We start from the raw sequence: 16,714 nt of genomic DNA, 5'->3' as shown, positions 1-16,714 counted from the left end.
TTAGTTTTCAAAGAACAATATCCGTTGTCGTTTAAAAGACAAATTTTATATAATACCAGATTGCTATTTTACTGTCAATATCTTTTTTCAGAAGAAGATTTGTTCAGTAACGTTCGCCGTCTGTGTTCTAATATAGTATCATTTTTGTTGCTAATAATTCAATAAACAAATTCTGGTAAATAACCAGAAGTAGCTCCTTTATTTCTGCTAGCTTTATTTGAGCGGCTAAAACAGAATAACATCTTGTATATCTATTAACAATGGTTTATTTTTCTATTTAGATAATAAAGAAATTGTCTGGCACTGTACACCAGACAACTTTAAAATCATTTCCTCTTATTATAACCCTCTTCAATTTTTCTTTGGTCCGGCTTCTTCGGATAATCAGCAGCAACTGCAGGAGGAGCAGTAAAATCTCCTCTTTTGTCGAGGAAATTATTTTTATTCTCCATTAAGTTGCCTCCTTTCCTATTACATACCTGGTTGATGCTCCTTTAATTGCTTCTCGATCGCCTTATCCCTCTCTCCCCCATCAGCAAGTTCTTCCGAAAACTCGTGCGCTTGGAGTCCCGGTTTTCCCACCAGCTTAGAACTCGCAATTGTTTCAGCAGAAAGATTGTTGTTGGCAGCTCCTTCTTCATTCCATTTTCCCATGATACTCCCTCCTTTTTCTTACTATTTGTCAAACAAGCTCGTCTCATTCCTAAGCAACATGTATAACAACAGCTTGTTCGACGAAACATTTAAAGGACAACAAGTTTACTTTTTACTTTACGTGTAAATAAACGATGAATCATCGTCCTCTTCTATGAACTGAGCCTGTCTAATAATCCACCTAACAATGATGGTCGTTATCTTGAAATGTTTGTGCACGAAGTCCGCCGCTTCTTCCCGTTCGGCCCTTTCCTTGGTGCTGAGTGAAAAAAGAGTTCATTTGAAATGATGCCCATTTTAAAGAAGGACAGCTTGTATTGCTTGAATATGTACGCCACGAACCATGATTCACGTATCTGGAATGAACCCAATTCATTTATTCTGCAGAGGTTCAAAGATTGGGACGGAAGCTTGTTTGACTTTATCCCCCAGAGAGGCGGAGATCCTGCAAAAGAATACAGGTGTCTTGGCGAGAGAATTACAATTGAAGTAATGAAGGCTATTCTATCTTTCCTCATAAATGAGATTGGCTATGAAATTCCAGACCAGGACCTGGCTGCAGTCAGAATACCGTCTCTGCCGGAGAGCGGATGATTATATAAAAAGCAAGTTATTTCCGCTTGTCTTCAGCGCTTTTTTATTTTTTATTGAAAATGGGAAGTATTTGAATATGTGATTCTTTATGGACGGACGTGATTATTATGGATAAGTGCGAGCTTGTAGTTCTACAAACAAGCGACATTCATGGAAACATTTTACCAATTAGCTATGGTAATAATGAAGAAATAAATTCAGGGCTGGCAAAGCTTGGTTCTGCTTTTAAAAATGTTCTAAAGAATAACGATTGCAACTTATTGATAGATAACGGCGATGTTATCCAGGGCACTCCCCTCACCTATCATTTCGCCAGAAATATGAAAGGTTATAAAAATCCCGTTATCAGCGTGATGAATTACCTTGGTTATGATGTAGCTGTGATTGGTAATCATGAATTCAATTATGGACAGGATTTATTAAAGAACGCCATCAGTGAATCTAATTTTCCATGGCTGTCTGCAAATATAGTGAAAAAGGAAACTAAAGAACCCGCTTTCGGTAAACCTTATTTCATAAAATCTTTTAGCAACGGCTTACGTATAGCTGTAATTGGGGTGACAACACATTTTATCCCTAACTGGGAAAACCCTGTTAATATTCAGGGATTAGAATTCCTTGATGCTTTCCATACACTTAAAGAGTGGGTTGGTCATTTGCAAGAAAACGAGCAGTACGATCTCCTTATCGCTTCCTATCACGGCGGATTTGAGAAAGACCTTGAAACGGCGGAGCCGAGTGAAAAGTTAACTGGTGAGAATCAGGCTTATCGTATGTGTACGGAAATATCGGGAATCGATATTTTATTGACCGGTCACCAGCATCGTCAGCTCTCCACTCAACTTAATGATGTCCTCGTTGTACAGCCGGGTCATAATGGTCAGGCATTTTCGAAGGTATCAATTAAATTTGAAAAATCAAATGGAAAATGGATAATCATGAAAAAATCAGCTGAGATTATAGAAATAGAAGAAGACACGCCATTAGATGATAAGATTCTTGGTTTGGCCAAAGTATTTGAAGAATTGACACAACAGTGGCTTGACCAGCCACTCGGAGAAATTGCCGGTGATATGCGCGTCCATTCACCCCTGGAAGTCCGAAAAAAAGACCATCCGCTTATTGAGTTTATTAATAAGGTCCAAATGGATGCTGCAGGAGTGGAGATATCATCTACAGCTCTTTTTCATAATGGGGCACCTGGGTTTCCAGGTAAGATAACTATGAGGGATATCGTATCCAATTATGTCTACCCAAATACATTAAAAGTGATTACTGTGTCCGGACAGGATATTAAAGACGCACTCGAACAATCTGCAGAGTACTTCATTTTGAATAATGAAGGTGAAATCCAGGTTAATCCATCTTTTGAAGCTCCAAAGCCACAGCATTATAACTATGATATGTGGGAAGGAATAGAATATCATCTTGACATATCTAAACCTGCGGGAAAAAGGGTTACTCTCTTGAAATATAGGGGTGAACCGCTGAAGTTGGATGAAGAATTCGATGTGGTTGTCAATAATTATCGTGCAGGCGGCGGAGGAAACTTCAATATGTTCAAAGATAAGCCAGTCAAAAAAGAAATCCAGACTGATATGACCGAATTATTAGCAAATTATATCCAAAGACACAGGAAAATTGAGGCTACATGTAACGATAATTGGAGAGTGTTGTCTCATAAGTAGTCCGTTAGCATCAAATCTTTTAATATTGTTTGCTAATGATTCCAGTATCTGTTATGATGGAGTAGAATTATTTTTGTTCGGTGTAAAGGATAGAAATTATTTCGTCTTAATGATCACTTTGGGCAAGGATAGTAACATAATGTGCTAACGCACTGGGAGGTAACAAGTAATGGAACAAGGTACAGTAAAATGGTTTAACGCAGAAAAAGGTTTTGGATTCATCGAGCGCGAAGGTGGAGACGACGTATTCGTACACTTCTCTGCTATCCAATCTGAAGGTTTCAAATCATTAGACGAAGGTCAAAAAGTATCTTTCGACGTTGAGCAAGGCGCTCGCGGACCACAAGCTGCTAACGTAAACAAAATATAATATTAGTTTAGCTTAAAGAAGAAGGTTCCTATGGGACCTTCTTTTTATTACGCTCTTTTCATAAGCTTTGTTGCTTTTACACCCGAAGTAAAAACCGGCTTCTGGGTTTTTACGATTACATAAGTATATCTGATCCCGAAGCATCTTCAAAAAAGAGTCCGAAACCCTTTCATGATGCGTGATAACTGTGTGTTCGTAAAGAAACCCTCAATGCGAAAACAGCCTTTTATTATGGCAGCATCCCCCTCCCCTTCTACGATCTTTTTCAAGCTTTAGTTCACTCCACTGCCCCATTCAATTCACAAATCGTCCGCTTATAGAATAAATGTATTAAAGGGTTGCTTTTCTGGGAGGGAACAAAATGGCAAACAGCGTTTTATTTAATTCTATAAATGTCAATTCGATGCAAAGTAATGCTGGAGTATTCATCGGTGGAAACGCACAAACTGGATGGAATTCACCGACTAAGCAAAACAACGGAATTTTTGGCACAGGCCAGGGTAATGTATATTTTGGGAACATGCACTTGATCAGTGACAACGATGGCGTGGACCAGCCTAATGCGGATCCGGATATTCAGCCTACCAGCCAGGCACAGGCCTTTTGACGGCTGGAGAAGCTATGAATTCAGTTAAAATTACCTTTGGGAATATAAATGTCAATAGTATTAACAGTTCATCTGGCGTATTTTTCGGAACGAATGTGAATTTAAATTTTCTTTCTACGACCAAATCAAACAATGGATTTTCTGTAACTGGTGATGGCAATGAACTGTTCCGAAACTTAAGTTTTGTTAAGGATGAAAATGATATAGAAGTCATAAAGTCTGTAACTTAGAATAATATCCCGCGCACACGCAAATAATTTACTTGATAAAAGAAAAGGCGGGATAAAACATGAATCAATTCGAAGTAATTCTCCGAATTGCTATTGCTTTTATTGTGTTATTGGCAATGGCAAGATGGGCTGGCAGAAAAGAAATCAGCCAAATGACATTTTTCAACTTAGTCTCAGCTATTGCCTTTGGTTCATTAGCGGCTACACTTGCCCTCAATCCGAGTGTGAGCATTTTAAATGGAATTATCGCATTATTCGGCTGGGCTGCTCTCACGGTGCTAACAGATCAAATTCACTTGAAATCTAAAAAAGCAAGAAAGCTGCTAATGGGTGACCCGGTCATCGTTATCAAAAAAGGGAAAATAATGGAGGATGCACTTAGACAAGTGCGTATGGATGCTGACTCATTGCAAGCATTACTGCGGCAGAAAAGCGTTTTTTCTTTGAGTGATGTCGATTATGCGATCTTTGAAACGGATGGGAAACTTTCTGTCATGAAAATGGAAGGCAAACAAACGGTTACTAAAAGTGACATGAATATAGCCAAGTCTTCTGGCAACTTTGTTCCACTTTCTACAGAATTGGTATCTGACGGACAAGTGAATGTTCAAAACCTTAACAAAATGAATAAGGATCGAACTTGGCTCGATGAACAGCTGCAACAAGCTGGAGTTCAATCACTGGATGATGTTTTCTATGCAGAAGTTCAGCCTGATGGAAATCTATATATAGATAAACGAAATGATATTCTGCATTAAAAAAAGAGGTCCTGCTGTAAATAAGCTAGGACCTCTTTATTCTTGTTCCATCTGTACTTGTTGGGATTTCATTAGGCCCTCTAGCCAATCTGGCTGTTCATTTTCTGCGGGATCACCAAAAATTTCAGCTATATTCCTTTGTGCAAGTCTTGAAATAATGTCATGTATGTCATTATTGTCCCCGCTGATACTCCCGAAACCCTGATTTTGATTTTTTTGGCTTGTAAAATCCTTTGGAAAGCTGTTTCCAAAATTAACACAGGATGCATCCTGGACAGTCCCAATCTGGATGGAACCAATGTAAAAGGCAGGGCTTAGTGTTTTCAATATACTCCCCCCTTCATTCCGACAAAATTTCCTTCCCATTGATTATTACGCTTAAAGCCGGTTCGGCCCTCTCGCCTTCATGGGATTTACTGCTGTATGTTGGTTCATCACGATCCTTTTCTGGCTTCTTTTCCATCGAGTTTTTTGATTGAGATTTAATTGTCTCGAGATTAGGACTAAATGAATTCCCCAAATTCATCATTCCGCTAAGTTCTTTTATATCAATTTTATCCAGATGATAGGCTAATTCCTCTAATTGAAGGTGTTCAACTGTGACTTTTTCAATATGAAAGTGAAAGTCACTTTTCTGGAGTGAATCAATTTTTTCATTGAGCTTTTGAATCATTTTTACAATTTCTTGACTATCCATTTCAACCATCACCGTTTTTACGTTTAGAAAAGGAAACATTATTAGATATGTTGTTTGATTTCCCGTCCACATTCCCGAAACCATCCGAGCTGTTTACACGGCTTTTCCATTGGTGTTGAATGTTAACGCCTGAATGGACTCCTGAGCTATTGGTGATCTTGTTTATATCAATATTTTTGAATTTAATTTTAGTCATATCATCATCTCCATGTCAGCTGTGGAAGTTGATTTGTATTGACTCGCGATTTTGTGTGGAATGCTGGTGAATGAATGGGATACGGACGAAAAGAAGACCATTGAAAAAGTCGGCCTGAATCCTCTCCAGGGAACATTGAGGGGGAATTTTCACTATTCTTTCAAAAGCACCGCCAGCACGTTCATTGATTAACAGTTTATCTTCATCTGTCACATAAGGGCGCTTCAATTCTCCCTTAATAGCTAAATTATAGCCTTCCAGCGATAGATTTACGTCTTCCTGTGAAACAAGACCCGGCAATTCGGCCACAATAACCAGTTCTTGATCTCCCTGGAACATATCGATTCTCGGTCCCACCAACGGAAGGATATCAGAGACTGCTTCAAAAAAATCGTGGCCAAGAATCCTCCTGGCCTCTGCCATCGAATTCACGCTTTTCTTCCGGCTCATAATTCCTCCAGGCAATAATTAGTTATTGTATATATATTTTTATGTATGGAAATTAGACCTTATGAAAAAGTCTTAGAGATCTTTTTAACTTAGAATTTTATATATAATTGTATTACCCCTCTCTGTTTTCTTCCTTATGACTACTGTTCATCATTAAAGAGGACTAACGGCAAATAGGCAGACAAAAACCAGGTCCATTGATAAAACAATGGACCTGGCAGTAATGAAAAATTATTTAATTTCTTCCTCATAATATAGGTGTGGAACCTTTTGTTCTTCTCCTCTTTTGACTTTTGGTCCCTGATTCTCCGGACGGACGATATCATAGACAGCTGTACCTACGATTTCCGCCACATCCTGCAATTTTTCTTTACTGATTTTGTCAATTGTATCTTCAGGTGTATGGTACCATGGTTCTAGTGGTCTATGGTTAAATGAGCCTGATGCGATGCCGCCTTCATAAAACGATACGTGGTCACTGCTTCCGCCTGGCTGAATTGGGGTCGGTTCTCCATTTAAGCGCTCACTGGAGGCTTGAGCGGTTTGGGAAACAATGTTTTCATTTCCGTCCGGCGTATTGATGACCAAATCACCAGCATCCCGGCTTCCTACCATATCCATATTAAAGTATCCAACGAAGCGGTCTTTTTCTTCCTCAGAAAGCTGGCTGACATAATAACGCGAACCAATCAACCCAAGTTCCTCAGCACCAAAAGTAATGAAGCGCATTTCCATATTCGTCGGCAAATCCTTCATAACGCGTGCAAGCTCGAGTGTCATTGCAGTACCTGATGCATCGTCGTTTGCACCTGGGGCTCCAGGAACCGAATCGTGGTGGGCACCCAATGCGACGATTCCGTCTTTTGCCTTATTTTTATTCGTTGGTGCTTTCGTGGCAATTACATTGTAAGAAGTCCTCATCCCTGCCTCTGCTCCCTCAATATTAATCGATCCTGTCAGAGTATCTCCATTGTTCAGCTGGTCCACTAAAGCTTGTCCAACTTCCTGGGAAATGGCCACAGCCGGTACATAGGCTTCATTCGGTGAACCGAATGTTCCGTTCAGGTCTCCTGCTGCATTGTTAAAAATTATGACTCCTGCCGCACCGTTTGCTGCTGCGTTCAAGACTTTATCAGCAAATGAAATCGACCCTCGCTGAATCAAAGCGATTTTGCCACTAACATCTTTGCCTTCAAAATCCCCAGCTTGTCCTAATCCAGCATAGACCAGTTCACCCGAAACCGTTCCATCCATCCCGTATGTAAAGGATTTTGGCTTGATTTCATCTGGATAGCCATCTACTGTGAGCTCTACCGTGTGAGGTGCTGTATAACCATAGAAAGTAAATTCCTGAAGCTCTGTTTCATAACCGTATGACTCAAATTGCTCCTTGACATACTGAATCGCATTGTGCTCGGCTTGTGTACCAGCAACACGAGGTGTTCTAGATAGATATTCAATATTGTTGTAGATATTTTCGACATTGATCTTGTCCAATACCTTGTTGTCATAAACATTGAATGGCTGAACCTGTTGCGGAGTTTCTGCCGGCTTTGCGTAACTAGCCTGAACTCCTAGGGTGCTAACTGCAAGACCTGCTGCTAATGCGAATGATAGATAAGGCTTCTTTTTCATAATAACCTCCCGGATTAGTAAAATAGTTATCCGGGATACATAATATAATATCCTAAATATTCTTACTAGTTAATTTATTACCATTTTCTCTAGGTAAATAGGACAGTTTTAAACGCAGTTGCCACTAAAATAGGCCAAGTTGCTTATTATAGGGACAAAAAGGGATGGAACCTAGGTTCCATCCCTTTTTGTCTATTAAACTCCCTTATAAGCTAATCGATAGATTTCAGCCAACTCTGACACTAATGGAAGCTTAGGATTGGCCGTTGTGCACTGGTCTTCGAATGCGCGATCGGCAAGCTGGTCGACCTTTGCTTCAAATTCTGCTTTGTCAACTCCATTTGCTTCAATGCTCATTGGAATATCCATTTCTTTAGCCAACTTAATGATCGCCTGGACAAGACTTTCAACTCCTTCTTCCGTGTTGCGGGAAGGAAGGCCAAGTATACGCGAAATTTCGGCGTATCGCTGATCAGCGACGAAGCTTTCATACTTAGGGAATGCTGTGAATTTCTTCGGTTTAGTCGCGTTATAACGAATGACATGCGGCATCAAAATTGTATTAGAACGGCCGTGGGCGATATGGAATTCTGCACCGAGCTTGTGGGCAAGGCTGTGGTTGATTCCAAGGAATGCATTGGCAAATGCCATACCGGCAATTGTTGACGCGTTGTGGACTTTCTCACGAGCCACTTCGTCCTGGCCATTTCGGTATGCTCTTGGCAAATATTCAAATATTAGCTGGATGGCTTTAATTGCGAGGCCATCTGTATAGTCATTGGCCATGCAGCTGACATAGGCTTCAATTGCGTGAGTCAATACGTCCATTCCAGTATCGGCAGTAATATGCTTAGGCACCGTCATGACAAATTGAGGATCGACAATAGCTACATCTGGTGTCAACTCATAGTCTGCTAGCGGATATTTAATGTTCGCTTTTTTATCAGTAATGACCGAGAAGGATGTCACTTCTGAACCTGTTCCGGATGTCGTCGGAATCGCTACAAACTGGGCTTTGCGGCCAAGCTGCGGGTATTTGACGATCCGCTTCCGAATATCCAGGAATTTCTGCTTCAAGCCGTGGAAGTCAGTGTCAGGATATTCATAGAACAGCCACATGCCTTTCGCTGCGTCCATTGCTGAGCCGCCGCCCAAAGCAATGATGACATCAGGCTGGAAACTCGCCATCATTTCCGCACCCTTCATTACTGTTTCGATAGATGGATCTGGCTCTACATCAGAGAAAATTTCACAGTGGACATAGTCTGGACGTTTTCTCAAGTGATACAGTACTCTATCTACATATCCCAGTTTCACCATTCCAGGGTCTGTAACGATAAAGGCTTTCGTGATTTTAGGCATTTTCGCTAAATATTGCGTTGAATTCTTTTCAAAGTAGATTTTTGAGGGCACTTTAAACCACTGCATATTCACGTTCCTTCTTGCCACTTTTTTTACATTTATCAAGTTGATTGCACCTACGTTGGTTGAAACGGAGTTCCCGCCATAAGTTCCGCAGCCCAGGGTCAAGGATGGCAGGTAGGCGTTATAGATATCGCCGATTGCTCCCTGGGAAGAAGGAGCATTTACGATGATGCGTCCTGCCTTCATTCTTAAACCGAATGCTTTAATCACTTCATCACTGGTTGAATGGATAACAGCAGAGTGGCCAAGTCCGCCAAATTCAAGCATTTCTTCAGCCCGCTTAAGTCCTTCTTCTGTACCGTTCACTTTATAGCAAGCCAGTACCGGACTTAACTTTTCTCGTGATAGAGGATATTGCGGGCCTACTCCTTTCAGCTCTGCAACAAGTATTTTTGTCTCTTCAGGCACTGTCACACCTGCCATTTCCGCAATCTTATGAGCCGGCATCCCGACTATATCTGCATTAACAGCACATGAGTGCTCATTTATGACAAGCTTCTCAACCTTCGATCTTTCTTCATCACTTAAAAAGTAGCAGCTATTCGCAATCATTTCCGTTTTTACATCATGGTAGATTTCTTTATCGATGATAACTGCCTGTTCAGAAGCGCAAATCATCCCATTGTCGAATGTCTTAGATAAAATCAGGTCATTGACTGCCCTTTTTACATTGGCAGTACGTTCAATATAGCAAGGTACATTACCAGGCCCAACGCCTAATGCTGGCTTTCCTGAACTATACGCGGATTTTACCATTCCGGCACCGCCAGTAGCTAAAATCAGAGAAATCTTTGGATGGTTCATCAAAGATTGTGTCGCTTCGAGGGACGGTTTTTCAATCCACTGGATACAATCAACTGGTGCTCCTGCCCTAACGGCTGCGTCACGGAGAATTCTGGCAGCCTCACTGCTGCATTTTTGGGCAGATGGATGGAAAGCGAATATGATTGGGTTTCTAGTCTTAATCGAGATTAACGCTTTGAACATGGTTGTTGAGGTGGGATTCGTCACCGGTGTTACCCCGGCGATCACGCCAACTGGCTCAGCAATCGTGATCATGCCTTCGTGTTCATTTTCGTCGATGATGCCAGCTGTTTTATCATATTTGATATTGTGGTACACATATTCGGTAGCAAACATGTTCTTGATGATCTTATCTTCGTAAACTCCCCGTTTTGTTTCTTCAACTGCCATTTTAGCAAGCGGCATATGCTGATCAAGACCTGCCAGCGCCATTTCCTTTACGATATTATTCACTGCTTCTTGATCAAGCTCCCGCATTTTCGCAAGTGCCTTTAAACCTTTATCCAATAAACTATCTACCATTTTTGTAACTGATGATTGCTCTTTTACCACTTTTTCAACTGTCCCCATTTTCAGGACCTCCTTATTGTTCTTGGGTTATAGGCGGTATTTTAGGCAGAACTTTAATTGTTGCAGTTCAAATTTGTAAATGTTTTCACGAAGTTTGAAAAAATTTTTTTACTCACAGACTGGGTTTCTTGGTATTTTTTCAAAACTTATGTCGGTTAAAAACTTTGTACTTCTTTTAACAATGACTACGAAGTTTACAGTCCAGATATAAGCGGGAATATCTTTGTCATCCTTATACATCATCGCTTCAAATTCATCACCAATGACTTCCTCGAGCATTTCCTGGGTATACGTTTCTGTATCAGTTGAGAAGGGTTTGAATTCGCAGTACATCATTTCAATCACTCCTTTTTCTTTTTCTAATTAAAGATTAGCATATAAAGGGAATAATAGATTGTGAAATGTTGAACAAACTATGAACGTTTTCGTATCAACTTATTAAAGAGAGATGATGAACATTATTGAAAACGTTTACATCAAATAAATTATTTTACGATAACTTTTTTTACCATAAGAGACTCCGATTAGAGTCTCTAAAATTCATATCTTACTCCCGTTAATTCTTCAGAGACGACCCATAATTTTGTCATTATTTCTTTATTAAATACACCTTGTGCCGGAATTTCAATTGCCGGAAATCCTTTTCTGTTACCCTTGCCATCAGGACCGATGTATTCACCGCCAGTCAGGCTGTCATCCACTGCTGCGTAAATGGTTGGAAGAGCTCCCATGGCAGCCGGCTGGGAAAATAACTTCATAAGACCTTTTAGATATTTGGGAGTTTCCCCTTTCCCTAAATTGAATAAATTCGTATTGGATATTCCCGGATGGCAAGCGACGCTGATTGTCTCGATGCCATTCTGTTTAAACCGATTGTCAAGCTCCCTTGCGAATAACAGATTTGCGAGTTTGCTCTGGCCATAAAACTTCATAGCTTTGTATCCATTTGAGCCATCTAAATTATCGAAATTAATTGATGCACCCCGGTGAGCGATACTGCTTAAAGTGACAACCCGGGAACCTGATGTTTTTTTCAGAAGAGGGAGTAAAAGGCCGGTCAGCGCAAAATGCCCCAGGTGATTGCTGCCGAATTGAAGTTCAAAACCATCCTTTGTCTTACCATATGGAGGGATCATGACGCCAGCATTATTGACTAATATATCAAGTGAACGGTATTTTTTCGTGTAAGCAGCTGAGAAATTGCTGACACTTGCGAGATCGGCCAAATCAAGACTCATTATTTCAACTGATGCTTCCTGATTTTCTTTCCGTATTGAATCGATTGCCAACTTGCCCTTTTCCGCATTTCTTACAGCTAGGATAACCTGGGCCCCCTTTTCTGAAAGTTTCTTGGCTGCTTCGTAGCCGATTCCACTGTTAGCCCCCGTTATAATGACTGTCATTCCCGATAAGTTATCTTTTAACATAAATACACCCCGATGATTTAAAATCTTGATTCTACTATTAAGAAAGTCTAAAGTTTGTTTTCAATTATCTCACATAGTTACATAATTGGTCTCATTAACCATTGAATATAATGTGACAATATTTCATACTAAACACATAGGAATTATAGGAGGGATAATTAAATGAATCTTTTTGTTGAAAAGTGCCCACGTTGCCAGGCAGCGCTGGAAGTAAAAGAAAATCCTTCATGCAAGGCGATCATCATTAAAGCTTGTCCAGCAGGCCATTATGAAAAAGAATTTCATCCAGCACTGGAGACATATATTGAAAGAAACTATGAGTTTGTAAAGCAGGACTTCTAATTTGGGGTTCTGCTTTTTTTCGTCAACCTATATTCTTTTTAATTCACTAAGTTGACAATTATTGTTTTCATAATTTGTTCACATTTGACTTCAAAATCGTAACAATTTCCATGTTAGAATGATTACAAATAAAGCGGTGTGATATTTATCACACCTTTTGCCACAACTTACCGTTCATTTTCGGATCACTTTAAACAACTTTGTGAACAAATGAACATAAGTTTGTGATAAAATGAACAAGGTTGATATTTGAAAGGAGCTGCAGTGATGAAGAAATCAAAACTATTTTTGGTCTCCCTCACCTCGATCATGGCTGTGCTGTTGCTTAGCGGCTGTGAAAACAATATGGTGGTATTCAATCCGGAGGGACCAATCGCAAGGCAAATTCTTGAGTTGATCAACTTTTCGATTGCTCTGATGTTACTTGTTACAGTTGTCGTTTTCGGACTTTTCGCATTCATCGTCTGGAAATACCGTGAACGGAAGGACAATATGGGTTACGAGCCCCCTGAAGAACACGGCAGCACAGTATTGGAGATTATCTGGACTGTGATTCCGATTTTAATAATCGTTGCTTTGACAATCCCTACAGTCAAAACAATTTATGCAATAGATGAAATCCCGAAAGGCTATGAGAATAAAGAACCTCTTGTCATCAACGTTACATCCGCTGACTGGAAATGGATTTTCAGCTATCCGGAACAAGGAATCGAAACCGTCAACTATGTAAATATTCCCGAGGATCGTCCGATTGATTTCAGGCTGACTTCTGCTGGAACAATGCAAAGCTTCTGGATTCCTGCGCTGGCTGGCCAGAAATACACGATGGCTAAGGCTGAAACGCAGCTATATCTTGTTGCTGACTATCCTGGATCCTATGTCGGCAAGAACACGAACTTCAACGGCCAAGGATATGCAGGTATGGAGTTTGAAGTACTTTCGCAAACACAAAAGGATTTTGACCAGTGGATCAAAGATGTAAGAGAAACAGCTCCAAAAATGACACTGGAAGAGTATGAGAAAATGCTTGAGCCTTCCCATCTTGGCCGCAAGACATTCTCTAATACACACCTTGAGTGGGTTGACCACTCCGATCCGCATTCAAAGAACTACACGAATCCAGAGATGTACGACAGAGGACATGGCTGGCCAGGAAAGATCTTTGAGGACAAAGACAATTACAAAAATAAAGATGGAAACATTGAGAATTCTAATCACGAAAACAATGAAGATATGAACCATAAAGAATCTGAAACTGAAGATTCACACGGGGGTGACCACAGTGGGCATTAAGTGGGATGAATTTTTCGTAACGGGTGATCCGTTAATTTTCGCATCACAAATCGGGATCGCCTTGACATTAGTTGGAGCATTAGCCGGTCTCACCTATTTTAAAAAATGGAATTACCTTTGGTCGGAGTGGTTTACAACTGTTGACCACAAGAAGATTGGGATTATGTATATCCTGCTTGGCGTCGTGATGTTTCTCCGGGGCGGAATCGATGGTCTGATGATGAAGGGCCAGACAGCTGTACCGGAAAATGACTTCCTTAACGCACAGCACTATAACGAGGTATTTACAACACACGGCGTAATCATGATCTTATTTGTTGCTATGCCGCTGCTGATTGGTCTCATGAACTTTGTGATACCGCTGCAGATTGGTGCCCGTGACGTTGCTTTCCCTCAGCTGAATGCCCTTAGCTTCTGGCTGACTGTGAGCGGTGCAGCGCTGTTCAATATTTCGTTCATCATTGGCGGCTCTCCTGACGCAGGATGGACATCCTACTTCCCTCTTGCCGGTAAAGAATTCAGTCCTGGCATCGGGAATAACTTTTACGCAGTTGCCCTGCAAATAGCAGGTGCCGGTACTTTGATGACAGGTATTAACTTCGTTGTCACAGTTTTAAAAATGAGAACTAAAGGCATGACTTTGATGAAGATGCCGATGTTCACATGGACATCTTTCATCACTTCGATCATTATCGTAGCCAGCTTCCCTATTTTCACAGTAGCACTGGCATTGATGACTTTTGACCGCACGTTCGGTACTCACTTTTTTACCATCTCCGGCGGCGGTATGGATATGCTTTGGGCGAACCTCTTCTGGCTATGGGGACACCCTGAAGTTTATATCGTAGTTCTGCCAGCATTCGGTATGCTGTCAGATATTATTTCAACTTTTGCCCGTAAAACCTTATATGGTTATAAATCAATGGTCATCTCAATCGTGATGATTTCGGTTCTGAGTATGCTCGTTTGGGTTCACCACTTTTTCACAATGGGCAACAGCGCAGGCGTGAACTCGTTCTTCTCGATCACTACGATGGCAATTGCCATCCCGACCGGGGTTAAGGTATTCAACTGGCTGTTCACGATGAGAAAAGGGCGGATCAAGTTTACAACTGCCATGCTTTGGGCATTGGCGTTCGTTCCTAACTTTGTCATCGGCGGTGTAACTGGAGTCATGCTGGCGATGGCCGCAGCAGACTATCAGTATCACAACACATTATTCCTTGTGGCACACTTCCACTATGTATTGATTCCGGGCGTTGTGTTCCCGATCTTTGCCGGTCTTTACTTCTGGTGGCCTAAGATGTTTGGCTACATGCTCAATGAAAAAATCGGCAAATGGCACTTCTGGCTGTTCGTTGTTGGGTTCAACGTAACGTTCATGCCAATGTTCTTCCTTGGACTTGACGGTGCGGTGCGCCGCGCGTACACTTACTCAGCAGAAACTGGGTTCGGTCCCTTGATGATGATTTCCGCTGTTGGCTCGGTCATTCTTGCAGCAGGCTTCGCGGCGCTTGTTTACAATATCTACTGGAGCGCTCGCCATGCTGACCGTAATATTGGCAATGACCCATGGGATGCTAGAACACTTGAGTGGGCTACTGCAACACCTGTACAGCACTATAATTTTGCTTCGCTCCCTGAGGTTACAAAGCAAGATGCATTCTGGCACATGAAAAAGAACGATCAACTTCAACCGCTGACAGAAGATGAGATTGAAGAAATCCATCTGCCAAGCAACACGTGGATCCCGATTTATTTGGGTGTCGTATTCGGAATTTCTGGATTCCTGCTTGTTTTCGAATGGACGGTTGCAGCCGGAGTTGCCGCTTTAGGTATTCTCGCTGGCCTTGCCTTCCGCTCATTTGACTATGATGAAGGTTTCCATGTCCACAAGGACGAAATCTTTGAGACAGAAAACAAATGGAGAAAAGGCGCGAACAAAGGAGTGAAGAACCATGTCAGCTAAAGTTAATGCCGCTTTGCCGCTTGAATACCAAACAGAACAAAACAGGATGAATATCCTCGGCTTCTGGGTCTTCCTCGGAGCTGAAATCGTGCTCTTCGCTACCCTTTTCGGAGTGTATGGAGTACTTGGTGAAAGATATGCAGGCGGCCCTACGCAAAAAGATATTTTTATTGTCAGAGACGTCATGATCCAGACTTTCCTGCTGCTGACAAGCAGTTTTACAATGGGAATCTCGATCTTCGAAATGCGCAGAAGCAATATTAAAGGCATGCTGATGTGGCTCGTATTCACATTATTGCTGGGCGGCGGCTTCCTGTTCATGGAGGTTCGCGAATTCATGCACTATGTCCATGAAGGTGCTACGATGCAGACAAGCGCGTTCCTATCCAGTTTCTTCGTACTGCTTGGAACACACGGTTTGCACGTCACAATCGGGATTGGCTGGGCGATTCTGCTGATTATCCAAATTTTGCAGCGAGGACTGACACCTGTTACAGCCCGCAAAGCATTCATCTTCGGACTGTACTGGCACTTCCTTGACGTCGTCTGGATCTTCATCTTCACATTTGTTTATTTACAAGGGTTGGTGATGTAAAATGGATAAGCATACAAAAGGCTTCCCAATCAGCCATGTCATCGGATTCTTCATGTCATTAGTCCTGACGTTCGGAGCAGCATGGATTGCCCTTCAGAGCTCACTTTCAATGAAGGCAGTCATGTGGATCATCGGCACACTGGCAGTTACCCAGGCCGGAATCCAGCTATACATGTTCATGCACATTAATGAAGGCGATGATAAAATGACCAATAACATCAATATCATTTATTCAGCTTTTATAGCAGTCGTTATAGTTGCCGGATCCATCTGGGTCATGACTTCTGGACACTCGCATTAAAAAAATAGAAACCAGGTATTCCTTTTTAGGAACGCCTGGTTTTTTTGTTCATTGCGACGCTTCGGACAGCTTTGGATTGTGTGGTCGAGATTTTGTCCGAACTTGATGC

At 41.5% G+C, this 16,714-nt stretch carries 21 protein-coding genes; 11 read left to right on the top strand and 10 right to left on the bottom strand.

Annotated elements, in window-relative coordinates; translation table 11 throughout:
• Positions 1-326: 326 nt before the first annotated feature.
• Both J7E37_RS22385 and J7E37_RS21890 read right to left on the bottom strand, forming a co-directional pair.
• Positions 327-452, bottom strand: coding sequence for a hypothetical protein (locus tag J7E37_RS22385; RefSeq protein WP_285290399.1), 126 nt, complete (start codon positions 450-452; stop codon positions 327-329).
• Positions 453-471: 19 nt separating this feature from the next.
• Positions 472-654, bottom strand: a complete 183-nt coding sequence (locus J7E37_RS21890) for a hypothetical protein (protein ID WP_214783585.1) — start codon at positions 652-654, stop codon at positions 472-474.
• Between the two features lie 285 nt (positions 655-939).
• Here J7E37_RS21890 and J7E37_RS21885 point away from each other — a divergent pair, with 285 nt between their 5' ends.
• The 6 genes from J7E37_RS21885 to J7E37_RS21860 all read left to right on the top strand — a co-directional run bounded on the left by J7E37_RS21885 (position 940) and on the right by J7E37_RS21860 (position 4,901).
• Positions 940-1,248, top strand: a complete 309-nt coding sequence (locus tag J7E37_RS21885) for a cytochrome P450 (protein WP_214783581.1) — start codon at positions 940-942, stop codon at positions 1,246-1,248.
• Positions 1,249-1,355: 107 nt separating this feature from the next.
• Positions 1,356-2,936 carry a bifunctional metallophosphatase/5'-nucleotidase gene (locus J7E37_RS21880; RefSeq protein ID WP_214783690.1) on the top strand — a complete coding sequence of 527 codons (1,581 nt, stop codon included), beginning with the start codon at positions 1,356-1,358 and terminating at the stop codon, positions 2,934-2,936.
• A 169-nt stretch (positions 2,937-3,105) separates the two neighbouring features.
• Positions 3,106-3,306: a cold-shock protein gene (locus J7E37_RS21875; RefSeq protein ID WP_214783578.1), complete on the top strand. Its 201-nt coding sequence runs from the start codon at positions 3,106-3,108 to the stop codon at positions 3,304-3,306.
• 361 nt (positions 3,307-3,667) lie between these two features.
• Complete coding sequence (locus tag J7E37_RS21870; RefSeq protein WP_214783575.1) at positions 3,668-3,913, top strand: hypothetical protein; 246 nt, start codon at positions 3,668-3,670, stop codon at positions 3,911-3,913.
• A gap of 14 nt (positions 3,914-3,927) precedes the next feature.
• Positions 3,928-4,143 carry a hypothetical protein gene (locus tag J7E37_RS21865; protein ID WP_215027227.1) on the top strand — a complete coding sequence of 72 codons (216 nt, stop codon included), beginning with the start codon at positions 3,928-3,930 and terminating at the stop codon, positions 4,141-4,143.
• Between the two features lie 59 nt (positions 4,144-4,202).
• Entirely contained in the window at positions 4,203-4,901 is a 699-nt protein-coding gene (locus J7E37_RS21860) for a YetF domain-containing protein (RefSeq protein ID WP_214783572.1), read from the top strand.
• A gap of 36 nt (positions 4,902-4,937) precedes the next feature.
• On the opposite strand, the gene J7E37_RS21855 is transcribed toward J7E37_RS21860, so the two are convergent.
• The 8 genes from J7E37_RS21855 to J7E37_RS21820 form a co-directional block, all read right to left on the bottom strand.
• Positions 4,938-5,228 (bottom strand): hypothetical protein, encoded by a 291-nt coding sequence (locus J7E37_RS21855; RefSeq protein ID WP_214783569.1) that lies wholly within the window; start codon positions 5,226-5,228, stop codon positions 4,938-4,940.
• A gap of 13 nt (positions 5,229-5,241) precedes the next feature.
• Entirely contained in the window at positions 5,242-5,598 is a 357-nt protein-coding gene (locus tag J7E37_RS21850; protein WP_214783566.1) for a hypothetical protein, read from the bottom strand.
• Between the two features lies 1 nt (position 5,599).
• Positions 5,600-5,794, bottom strand: coding sequence for a hypothetical protein (locus J7E37_RS21845; protein WP_214783563.1), 195 nt, complete (start codon positions 5,792-5,794; stop codon positions 5,600-5,602).
• Positions 5,795-5,809: 15 nt separating this feature from the next.
• Complete coding sequence (locus J7E37_RS21840; protein ID WP_214783560.1) at positions 5,810-6,244, bottom strand: Hsp20/alpha crystallin family protein; 435 nt, start codon at positions 6,242-6,244, stop codon at positions 5,810-5,812.
• Positions 6,245-6,475: 231 nt separating this feature from the next.
• Entirely contained in the window at positions 6,476-7,879 is a 1,404-nt protein-coding gene (locus J7E37_RS21835; protein WP_215027223.1) for a M20/M25/M40 family metallo-hydrolase, read from the bottom strand.
• 195 nt (positions 7,880-8,074) lie between these two features.
• The gene (gene adhE / locus J7E37_RS21830; RefSeq protein WP_214783554.1) at positions 8,075-10,678 is read right to left on the bottom strand and encodes a bifunctional acetaldehyde-CoA/alcohol dehydrogenase; all 2,604 of its coding nucleotides are present in this window, start codon (positions 10,676-10,678) and stop codon (positions 8,075-8,077) included.
• A gap of 108 nt (positions 10,679-10,786) precedes the next feature.
• Complete coding sequence (locus tag J7E37_RS21825; protein ID WP_214783551.1) at positions 10,787-11,014, bottom strand: hypothetical protein; 228 nt, start codon at positions 11,012-11,014, stop codon at positions 10,787-10,789.
• Between the two features lie 197 nt (positions 11,015-11,211).
• The gene (locus J7E37_RS21820; RefSeq protein WP_214783548.1) at positions 11,212-12,105 is read right to left on the bottom strand and encodes an oxidoreductase; all 894 of its coding nucleotides are present in this window, start codon (positions 12,103-12,105) and stop codon (positions 11,212-11,214) included.
• Positions 12,106-12,267: 162 nt separating this feature from the next.
• Between J7E37_RS21820 and J7E37_RS21815 the strand changes: the two genes are divergently transcribed.
• From J7E37_RS21815 to qoxD, 5 genes are all read left to right on the top strand, one after another.
• Positions 12,268-12,447, top strand: coding sequence for a hypothetical protein (locus J7E37_RS21815; protein ID WP_214783545.1), 180 nt, complete (start codon positions 12,268-12,270; stop codon positions 12,445-12,447).
• A gap of 267 nt (positions 12,448-12,714) precedes the next feature.
• Entirely contained in the window at positions 12,715-13,740 is a 1,026-nt protein-coding gene (gene qoxA, locus J7E37_RS21810) for a cytochrome aa3 quinol oxidase subunit II (RefSeq protein WP_215027219.1), read from the top strand.
• The gene (qoxB, locus tag J7E37_RS21805; protein WP_214783539.1) at positions 13,730-15,709 is read left to right on the top strand and encodes a cytochrome aa3 quinol oxidase subunit I; all 1,980 of its coding nucleotides are present in this window, start codon (positions 13,730-13,732) and stop codon (positions 15,707-15,709) included. The genes qoxA and qoxB overlap by 11 nt, the downstream gene beginning before the upstream one ends.
• The gene (gene qoxC, locus J7E37_RS21800; protein WP_214783536.1) at positions 15,699-16,304 is read left to right on the top strand and encodes a cytochrome aa3 quinol oxidase subunit III; all 606 of its coding nucleotides are present in this window, start codon (positions 15,699-15,701) and stop codon (positions 16,302-16,304) included. The genes qoxB and qoxC overlap by 11 nt, the downstream gene beginning before the upstream one ends.
• A gap of 1 nt (position 16,305) precedes the next feature.
• Complete coding sequence (qoxD, locus tag J7E37_RS21795; RefSeq protein WP_214783533.1) at positions 16,306-16,605, top strand: cytochrome aa3 quinol oxidase subunit IV; 300 nt, start codon at positions 16,306-16,308, stop codon at positions 16,603-16,605.
• The last annotated feature ends 109 nt before the right edge of the window (positions 16,606-16,714 follow it).

This window comes from Bacillus sp. ISL-39 (genome assembly GCF_018613295.1).
In the GTDB taxonomy this organism is placed as follows: Bacteria; Bacillota; Bacilli; order Bacillales; family Cytobacillaceae; genus Mesobacillus.
This window is presented reverse-complemented; position numbering and strand designations above follow the sequence as displayed.

Excerpts from the sequence above, each read along its gene's own strand:
- J7E37_RS22385 (WP_285290399.1), bottom strand. The coding sequence starts at position 452 with ATGGAGAATAAAAATAATTTCCTCGACAAAAGAGGAGATTTTACTGCT.
- J7E37_RS21875 (WP_214783578.1), top strand. The coding sequence starts at position 3,106 with ATGGAACAAGGTACAGTAAAATGGTTTAACGCAGAAAAAGGTTTTGGA.
- qoxD (WP_214783533.1), top strand. The coding sequence starts at position 16,306 with ATGGATAAGCATACAAAAGGCTTCCCAATCAGCCATGTCATCGGATTC.
- J7E37_RS21820 (WP_214783548.1), bottom strand. The coding sequence starts at position 12,105 with ATGTTAAAAGATAACTTATCGGGAATGACAGTCATTATAACGGGGGCT.
- J7E37_RS21885 (WP_214783581.1), top strand. The coding sequence starts at position 940 with ATGATGCCCATTTTAAAGAAGGACAGCTTGTATTGCTTGAATATGTAC.
- qoxA (WP_215027219.1), top strand. The coding sequence starts at position 12,715 with ATGAAGAAATCAAAACTATTTTTGGTCTCCCTCACCTCGATCATGGCT.
- J7E37_RS21890 (WP_214783585.1), bottom strand. The coding sequence starts at position 654 with ATGGGAAAATGGAATGAAGAAGGAGCTGCCAACAACAATCTTTCTGCT.
- J7E37_RS21860 (WP_214783572.1), top strand. The coding sequence starts at position 4,203 with ATGAATCAATTCGAAGTAATTCTCCGAATTGCTATTGCTTTTATTGTG.
- qoxC (WP_214783536.1), top strand. The coding sequence starts at position 15,699 with ATGTCAGCTAAAGTTAATGCCGCTTTGCCGCTTGAATACCAAACAGAA.
- J7E37_RS21865 (WP_215027227.1), top strand. The coding sequence starts at position 3,928 with ATGAATTCAGTTAAAATTACCTTTGGGAATATAAATGTCAATAGTATT.
- J7E37_RS21870 (WP_214783575.1), top strand. The coding sequence starts at position 3,668 with ATGGCAAACAGCGTTTTATTTAATTCTATAAATGTCAATTCGATGCAA.
- adhE (WP_214783554.1), bottom strand. The coding sequence starts at position 10,678 with ATGGGGACAGTTGAAAAAGTGGTAAAAGAGCAATCATCAGTTACAAAA.
- J7E37_RS21825 (WP_214783551.1), bottom strand. The coding sequence starts at position 11,014 with ATGATGTACTGCGAATTCAAACCCTTCTCAACTGATACAGAAACGTAT.
- J7E37_RS21815 (WP_214783545.1), top strand. The coding sequence starts at position 12,268 with ATGAATCTTTTTGTTGAAAAGTGCCCACGTTGCCAGGCAGCGCTGGAA.
- J7E37_RS21880 (WP_214783690.1), top strand. The coding sequence starts at position 1,356 with ATGGATAAGTGCGAGCTTGTAGTTCTACAAACAAGCGACATTCATGGA.
- J7E37_RS21835 (WP_215027223.1), bottom strand. The coding sequence starts at position 7,879 with ATGAAAAAGAAGCCTTATCTATCATTCGCATTAGCAGCAGGTCTTGCA.
- J7E37_RS21850 (WP_214783566.1), bottom strand. The coding sequence starts at position 5,598 with ATGGATAGTCAAGAAATTGTAAAAATGATTCAAAAGCTCAATGAAAAA.
- J7E37_RS21845 (WP_214783563.1), bottom strand. The coding sequence starts at position 5,794 with ATGACTAAAATTAAATTCAAAAATATTGATATAAACAAGATCACCAAT.
- J7E37_RS21840 (WP_214783560.1), bottom strand. The coding sequence starts at position 6,244 with ATGAGCCGGAAGAAAAGCGTGAATTCGATGGCAGAGGCCAGGAGGATT.